The organism is Streptomyces sp. NPDC050743 (assembly GCF_044456925.1).
Classification (GTDB): domain Bacteria; phylum Actinomycetota; class Actinomycetes; order Streptomycetales; family Streptomycetaceae; genus Streptomyces.
Genome location: NZ_JBITGJ010000123.1, coordinates 1 through 2598 on the forward strand (window position 1 = coordinate 1; position 2598 = coordinate 2598).

General features: G+C 70.5%; 2 protein-coding genes and 2 pseudogenes. All 4 read right to left on the minus strand.

Annotated features, from left to right (window positions below):
* Nucleotides 1-650: 650 nt before the first annotated feature.
* Nucleotides 651-782 (minus strand): annotated as a pseudogene (locus ACIBJF_RS46155) (NADP-dependent oxidoreductase); the annotation flags it as partial.
* A complete protein-coding gene (locus tag ACIBJF_RS46160) occupies nt 779-1117 on the minus strand; it encodes a hypothetical protein (RefSeq protein WP_399183552.1) in 339 nt (112 codons plus the stop codon). The gene ACIBJF_RS46160 and the pseudogene ACIBJF_RS46155, both read right to left, overlap by 4 nt.
* A gap of 184 nt (nt 1118-1301) precedes the next feature.
* Nucleotides 1302-1685, minus strand: coding sequence for a hypothetical protein (locus ACIBJF_RS46165; RefSeq protein WP_399183553.1), 384 nt, complete (start codon nt 1683-1685; stop codon nt 1302-1304).
* A 39-nt stretch (nt 1686-1724) separates the two neighbouring features.
* Nucleotides 1725-2598 (minus strand): annotated as a pseudogene (locus ACIBJF_RS46170) (hypothetical protein); the annotation flags it as partial.

Sequence of the window (2598 nt, forward strand, 5' to 3'; positions counted from 1 at the left end):
GATCGACAAACATGCCGATCATGGCAGGCCTGCACACTCACCATCACCGTTTCACGGATTTCCCAACGGAGTCCTTCAGGGAGGGGAGCCTTCAATCGGGCGTCCTACCCCTGCGCCTGTGCCCTTGGGGGGCGTGAAAGCTGTCCGAGCCCTGGCCTGCCTTTCACGTCCCCAGACCTGCGGCCGCGACCGCGCCGAGAACTCCGGCCCACCAGCGCCCAGTGAACAGGCTTCGACCAGGAGGGCGTTGGCGTCCAGGACGGGCAGGAGCATCGGCCGGTCCAGCACCATCGGGTTGATCGCTGATCCCGACGGGACCTGCGGCAGCGGTGCCGGAACGGCAGGATCAAGGGTCATGGACCAAGTTTGGCCGCCACCACTGACCTCGGCTGGGGTTTTCGGGACACGGCGGCAGATCCCTTCAGCCTGAAAGAACTGCGCACCCTGCAAGGGGCCGGAGCGTTCCAGCCTGGTTCACCGATTGGTGTACCGGGCAGAGGTCGCTGCTCATTGAAATGGAGAACCGGCCTTAACCAGGCGTGGGAGCCAGGCGCCCAGCTCAACTGGGAGCGTGCCGCTGACGCAGGGTCATCCCTCCGGCGTCAGCCGCCGACCCCGGTGACATGGAGGGCCCGTCAGGCGAAGGCGAGGCCCCAGCGTACCAGCGTGTCGGCGGGGTTGACCGCCGCCGCGTGCACCCGGATCCGTATCTCGCCCGGCCCGGCCCGGGGGACCGGAAGCTCCAGGGCCCGCAGTGCAGTCCTTCCTCGGAGATGGGTCATTCGACCGCCGCGCCTCCGGACAGGCGGACCTCTTCGCTGCCGAGGGCGGCCCGCAGGCGGCGCAGTACGGTGTCGTCGATCAGCCGCTCGTCGCGGAGCCGGACGACGGTGGCGCGTTTGTGGGCGATGAGGGCCAGGCGCGGCGCGAAGTAGTCCTGGTGCTGGAGCACTTCCGGGTCGTCGTGGACGCCCGCACTCCGGGCTCGTACCGACGCCAGGTGTGCCTCGTACTCCTGACGTAGCCACTCGACGATCTTCGGTTCGGACCGCAGATCGGTGGCGAGCTCGGGCATCGCCTTGATCGCCTCTTCGTCCTGGCTCGGCGAAACCGCCACGCGCGCCGCGCGAAGCAGCGACGCCCGTGCGGACGTCCACCGGTCCGGACGCTCTCTGGTCGGGTACACCTTCGGCGGCCAGTGGGTCATCGAGGAGTATCTCGTCGACGTGCCGGTGGGGCGATGGCCATATCTGATCGGTGAGTACGCGACGCGGCTGGGCGTCCGGCACCCGTCAACCGCCCTACTCGATGCTCTTGCGTTGCCCATGCCAAGCCTCTATAACGTGTTCTGCAGGTATCGGCGGGGATGGCCGGAAATGGCAGTTGCCGCCGACCAGGGGGATCCTCGGCTCCGCCGCGATCGGCATCAATGCCCGCTGACCGACGGAGACCGAACCGTGACCGACGACGCATATCGTGCTGCCCTGACCCGCCTGGCCGTCGACCCGGCCTTCCGCGCCGAACTCGACGGCGACACCGACGAGGTGGCGCGAAGACTCGGCCTGTCGCCCGCGCAGGTCGCCGAGCTCCGCTCCCTCCGCGTCGAGTCCGGCACCGACGGGGGACCGGCCGCTCTCGACCCACGGCTGTCTAAGTCGTCCCTGTTCTTCGGAAGCGCGGCGCATGCGCTGGCGCACCACGACGTCCCGGCCGACCACGTCGTATCAACCGACCACGACGTACCGGCGGACCAGGTCTCCGGCGACCACGACGCCGGGGGCTCGGCCTCTGCCGGCCACTCGTCGGAGCTGCCGGATCCCGCCGCGGGTCAGGAGGGCGCCGGCGGTGTCGACGTAGCGTCGACCGGCTCCCACAGCCTGCTCGGCGGCCCGCTGCTGGACCGGTCGCCCGTCGAATCGGCCGGTGGTCAGGGACAGTTCGGCGACTTCGGCGGCTTCGGTGGTTTTGACGAGCACGGGAACGCGGGTATGGGCGCGGACCTCGGCGGGCTCGGTGGGCAGGTCGGCGGGGGTGCCGAAGGGGGCTTCGGTGACTTCGGCGCCGGGGGCGACGGCGGGTTCGGCGGAGCCGAGGGAGGCTTCGGCGGGTTCGGCGGCGGTGCCGACGGTGGCTTCGGTGACGGGGGGCCGGGCGCCGGTGGGTTCGGCGATGGTGGGTTCGGTGACGGCGGGTTCGGTGACGGTGGGTTCGGTGACGGCGGGTTCGGCGGAGCCGAGGGAGGCTTCGGCGGGTTCGGCGGCGGTGCCGATGGTGGCTTCGGTGACGGGGGGCCGGGCGCCGGTGGGTTCGGTGACGGCGGTCTCGGTGGCCATGGCGGCTTCGGTGGTGCCGGTGGGGACAGCGGCTTCGGCGGTGTAGGCGGTGAAGGCGGCGGTGACGCCGGTCACTTCGGTCACGGGGGCATCTACGACCGCGACGGCGGCGATGGTGGCGGTGACAGCGGTGGCGGCGGCGGTGGTGGTGAGGGTGGTGGTGACCCGGAGAACACCAATCGTCCCAGTGGTGGCGGTGGCCATGGTGGCGGTGACGGTGGCGGTGGTGGTGGCGGTGGTGAGGGTGGTGGTGACCCGGAGAACA